The sequence below is a fragment of the Salipiger sp. HF18 genome (assembly GCF_011806505.1).
Lineage (GTDB): Bacteria > Pseudomonadota > Alphaproteobacteria > Rhodobacterales > Rhodobacteraceae > Salipiger > Salipiger thiooxidans.
In genome coordinates, this window is sequence record NZ_JAATOS010000339.1 from 1 (window position 1) to 4,344 (window position 4,344).

At 68.2% G+C, this 4,344-nt stretch carries 5 protein-coding genes and 1 pseudogene; 1 reads left to right on the forward strand and 5 read right to left on the reverse strand.

From position 1 onward, the window contains the following. Nucleotides 1–157: 157 nt before the first annotated feature. The 4 genes and pseudogenes from queG to HC022_RS29900 form a co-directional block, all read right to left on the reverse strand. Nucleotides 158–1,207: pseudogene (queG, locus tag HC022_RS19970) on the reverse strand (tRNA epoxyqueuosine(34) reductase QueG). 84 nt (nt 1,208–1,291) lie between these two features. Then, the gene (locus tag HC022_RS19975) at nt 1,292–1,957 is read right to left on the reverse strand and encodes a glutathione S-transferase family protein (RefSeq protein ID WP_008886454.1); all 666 of its coding nucleotides are present in this window, start codon (nt 1,955–1,957) and stop codon (nt 1,292–1,294) included. A 157-nt stretch (nt 1,958–2,114) separates the two neighbouring features. Further along, complete coding sequence (locus HC022_RS19980) at nt 2,115–2,819, reverse strand: histidine kinase (protein ID WP_040384587.1); 705 nt, start codon at nt 2,817–2,819, stop codon at nt 2,115–2,117. Further along, nucleotides 2,791–3,276, reverse strand: a complete 486-nt coding sequence (locus tag HC022_RS29900; protein ID WP_368484705.1) for a hypothetical protein — start codon at nt 3,274–3,276, stop codon at nt 2,791–2,793. The genes HC022_RS19980 and HC022_RS29900 overlap by 29 nt, the downstream gene beginning before the upstream one ends. Here HC022_RS29900 and HC022_RS19990 point away from each other — a divergent pair. Then, a complete protein-coding gene (locus HC022_RS19990) occupies nt 3,260–3,817 on the forward strand; it encodes a hypothetical protein (RefSeq protein WP_167453588.1) in 558 nt (185 codons plus the stop codon). The two genes, HC022_RS29900 and HC022_RS19990, sit on opposite strands and share 17 nt — an antisense overlap. A gap of 114 nt (nt 3,818–3,931) precedes the next feature. Here the strand turns inward: HC022_RS19990 and HC022_RS19995 are convergent. Further along, on the reverse strand, nt 3,932–4,344 hold a 413-nt coding region (locus HC022_RS19995), incomplete at its 5' end, for an ureidoglycolate lyase (protein WP_167453589.1).

Here is a 4,344-nt window from a genome sequence, read left to right on the forward strand (position 1 = left end):
ACCTCCGACGATGTCATCGGCATCTACCAGACCGCCAAGCGCTCGCTCACCGTGCTTCTGGACGACCGCGCCTGACCCTGGACTCCTCGTACCCGGGCGCGTTCCGGCCCGGCCCCCTGCTGAACTCCCGGGGGGCCGGGCCACATCGCGTGGAACGCTACACCCCGTCCAGCCGCGCCACCGCCCAGCGCGCCGCATCGCGCAACGCCGGGTCGGGATCGTCGCAGAGCGCCTGGGCCGCGGGCCGCAGCGCCGCGTCGCCCGAATTGCCGATCGCATAGCAGACGTTGCGCACGAACCGGTCCCGGCCGATGCGCTTGACAGGCGAGCCCGAGAACAACACCCGGAACCCCGCGTCGTCCAGCCCCGCCAGCTCTGAGAGCTCCGGCGCGAGAAGCTCCTCCCGGGCGTGGTACTTCGCCTCGCCGGCCCGATGTGCGAACTTGTTCTACGGACAGACGGCAAGGCAGTCGTCGCAGCCGTAGATGCGGTTGCCCAGCAGCGGCCGCAGCTCCTCGTCCACCGGCCCGCCGTGCTCGATCGTCAGGTACGAGATGCAGCGCCGCGCATCGAGCTGGTAGGGCGCCGGGAAGGCCCCGGTCGGGCAGATGTCGAGACAGGCCCGGCACGAGCCGCAATGGTCGCGCTCCGCCCCGTCCGGCGCCAGCTCCAGCGTGGTGAAGATCGCGCCGAGAAAGAACCACGACCCGATCTCCCGGCTCACGAGATTGGTGTGCTTGCCCTGCCAGCCGAGCCCCGCCGCCTGCCCGAGCGGCTTCTCCATCACCGGCGCGGTGTCGACGAAGACCTTGATCTCCGCCGCGAGCCCAAGCTCCTTCTCCGCCGCCGCCAGCAACCACCGCCCCAGCCGCTTCAGCTTCTTCTTCACCACGTGATGGTAATCGCGGTTCTGCGCATAGACCGAGATTGCCGCCCGGTCGCGCTGCTCCAGCACCGCCAGCGGATCACCCTCGGGCCCGTAGTTCTCTGCCAGCATGATGACCGAGCGAGCCTCGGGCCAGAGCGCCGCCGGATTGCCGCGCCACGCCGTGCGCTCGGCCATCCAGCCCATCTGCCCGTGCCGTCCCGCGTCGAGAAACGCCGCCAGCCGCCCGGCGGCCTGCGGCACGTCCCCGGGACGGCACACCCGGGAGGCGGCAAAGCCCGTGGCGCCCGCCTCCGCGACCAGCCTCTCCTTCAGGGACAAGGTCCCGTCCCTTCATCTTGCCCGGCAAACTCCGGGGGAGTCGCGCCTTGCGCGGCGGGGGCAGAGCCCCCTGCGACGCCGGCCTCAGAAGTCGAGATCGGCATAATGCGGCGGCGGCGGGAAGCCGGGGATCTGGTCCGCGAGGATCGACCGGAAGGCGGGACGCGACTTGATCTTGGCGTACCAGTCCTTGACCGAGGCCTGCCGGTTCCAGTCCACGTCCGAGATGTAGTCGAGCGCCGAGAGATGTGCCGCGGCGGCGAAATCCGCCAGCGTCATCACGTCACCCGCCAGCCAGCGCCGGTGGTCGAGCAGCCAGGCCATGTAGTCGAGGTGATACTTGATCGCCTTCGCGCCCGACTTCACGTTGCTCGAATCCGGGAAGCCCGCCTTCATGATCTTCTTGTTCACCCGCTCGTAAAGCAGCTTCGACGTCACCTCGCTGTGGAACTTGTCGTCGAACCAGCCCACCAGCCGGCGCACCTCGTAGCGGGCATCGGCCGAGCGCGGCATCAGCGCGGGCTCGGGGTATTTTTCCTCGATCCACTCGCAGATCGCGGCGCTCTCGGCCATGGTCTTGCCGTCGATGCGCAGCACAGGGACCTTGGCGGCGGGGTTGCGGCGGAGGAAATCCGCCTCCTTCTCCCAGTAGCGCTCCTCGATCAGCTCGCACTCGATCTTCTTCTCGGCAAGGCTGAGACGGACCTTTCGGCAAAACGGCGAGAGCGGCACGTGGTAGAGCTTGGCCATGGGCGAACTTTTCCGAGCGTCAGGGAATGCCCAGACTGTTTGCACCCGTTCCGGACAGGATTCAACCGCGCCCGCAAGCACGGTGCCCCAAGGCGCCCGCTGTGAGGCCCCGCCGCAAGGCCCCCAACCCCCGCCCTGACCGCCCGGAGGGGCCGGGTCAGACGACTTCGATCACATCCTTGTCGATGGCCAGCACATAGCCGCGTCGGGCAATGTTCTTGACCAGGAGCTCGCTCACCATCTGGTTGCCGAGCCCGTCGCGCAGGCGCTTGATCCGCGTCGCCCCCGCCGCTTCCTCGCAATCCGAGGCATCGCGGCCCGAGATCATCGCCTCGATCTGCGCCCCCGAGAGCATCTCGTTGTCCATCCGCGCCTCGGCCAGCACCGCCAGCGTCTCGATCATCGCCTCGGTCAGCTTGAAGCCCATGGTATTGAGATAGACAGTGTTCTCCTCGCGGCTGATGATCAGCGAGCTGACCTGGATCCCCGAGCGCTCGATCTGGGCCATGCGGCGGTTCAGCACCACCAGCATCACGAGGAACACCAGCGCCGCGACCAGCAGCGCGGTGGCGAAGACCAGCAGCACGAAGATCACCATGCGGTAGCTCGCCAGCGTGTCCGAGAACGCCGTGCCCGACTGCGCGAGGATCTCGAGCAGCTTGACCTCGGCCTGCCCGGTGAGGTCGTCGTTCTCGATGAAGATCCGCTCGACCTGCGCGTTGAAGGCGTTGGCATCGGGCAGGGTCAGCATCAGAAGCCCGCCGCCCAGTGCCAAGAGCAGGACGATGGCGGCGATGCCGAAGCTCACGAGCCGCGTCCCGGCCCGGCGCGCGTCAGAAGCGGAGGTAGTAGTCGCCGGCATTGGCCTTCTTCTTTTTGCCCGGTTCCTTGGTGGAGCTACTCACCACGTTCAGCAGTGTCCAGCCGGATCCCGCGAGACGGGAGCGCAGCGCGTCGGCGGCCTGTCCCTTGCCGGGGCAGTCTCCGCCCGGCAGCAGGGCGATGCCATAGTGCAGGCGCAGCGGCGCATCGCGCTTGGCCTTGTATTCCACGTAACAGTCGGCCTGCGCCGCGGCGGGCAGGACGAGAGCGAGGAAGAGGAGAAGAAAGAGCCGTTTCATGCCCGCCACGCTGCGCAAAGACATGCCGCAATTCAATAGCCGAGCGGCAAAACCCTGCCTGTTATCCGATAGCAGCGGGGCGATATTGCCTGTTTTGCCGGGTCGGGATGAGTGTCCGGTCAGAGCGTCGTCCGGTTCGGGCGGCATACGACTCAAGACCGCAAGACCGGAAGGAGACCCCATGTCCCGCAAGTTCATCGCCACCGTCCTGGCCGCCTCGCTCGCCGTCACCGCACTCTCGGCGCAGGCAAGCCGCGCCGACAACGCAGATCTGGGCCAGGTGCTCGGCAACGTCGCGAAACTCTATACGCTCAACCGCGTCATCAACTCCACCCGGGAGGACGGTTTCTTCGACATCCGCAACGACCACGCCGACAACCGTGGCCTGCCGCGGGTGATCCATGAGGACCGCAACCGCAAGGACTACCGCGGCCAACAGCGCGCGATGCCGCGAAGCTGCGTGCTGCAGATCCGCGGCGGCCGCTCGGATTACGTGGTGTCGAAGGGCTGCCTGCAGCGCAACGGCTGGAACACCGACCGGCTGCCCAAGCGCTGCGAGACCCGGGTCCGTGACGGCGGCGACAAGCGCAAGGTCTACTACGCCGGCTGCCTCGAGCGGGAAGGTTTCCAGATCGGCGACCGCGGCCCGGTGCGGCACGACAACCGTGGCTGGAACGACCACAACCGTGGCTGGAACAACGGCAACCGCGGCTGGGGCAACAACCGCTGGCACGACTGACCGGACAGGGATCGGGCGGCCCGTCCCGTCCGTCCGGTCCCGCGGCGCGCGCGGGGGGCTTGCCAGCCTCCTCCGCGCGCGTCCGTTATCACCCGCGGCGGCAACTTCGTCAGATCAGAAGCGCGGCCCGCCGATGATCACCGGCGTCTCGAGCCGGTGTTCCTCGAGGTTGGCGGTGTCGCCGATACGGTCGACCACCGCGAAGAGCCCCGGCTCATGCAGCGGCGTCAGGACGCCGTGCCATGTGCCGCGGTGAAAGTTGATCCCCTGCCCCGACGCCGCGAGGAAGGCATGCACAGGCCCCGGCACGTCGCCCGGCTCGGCCACCACCACCAGCCACGGCTTGAGGTGCATCGGCACGAAGGCCTGGCTGCCCTCGGGGTGACGCTCGACCATCTCAAGCCGGTAGGGCAGGCTCCGGGGCTCGGCATTGAACAGGCTGATGCCCGCCCGCCCGCCGGGCCCGAAATCCAGCGCCGCCCGGTCGTGGTACCGCCCGCAGAGCCCCTGGTTGATGATCTTGTCCG

What these genes read in the sequence shown, in the direction of transcription:
- HC022_RS19975 (WP_008886454.1), bottom strand. Translation starts at nt 1,957, where the DNA reads ATGGCCAAGCTCTACCACGTGCCGCTCTCGCCGTTTTGCCGAAAGGTC.
- HC022_RS19980 (WP_040384587.1), bottom strand. Translation starts at nt 2,819, where the DNA reads ATGCCGGCGACTACTACCTCCGCTTCTGACGCGCGCCGGGCCGGGACG.
- HC022_RS19990 (WP_167453588.1), top strand. Translation starts at nt 3,260, where the DNA reads ATGTCCCGCAAGTTCATCGCCACCGTCCTGGCCGCCTCGCTCGCCGTC.
- HC022_RS29900 (WP_368484705.1), bottom strand. Translation starts at nt 3,276, where the DNA reads ATGAACTTGCGGGACATGGGGTCTCCTTCCGGTCTTGCGGTCTTGAGT.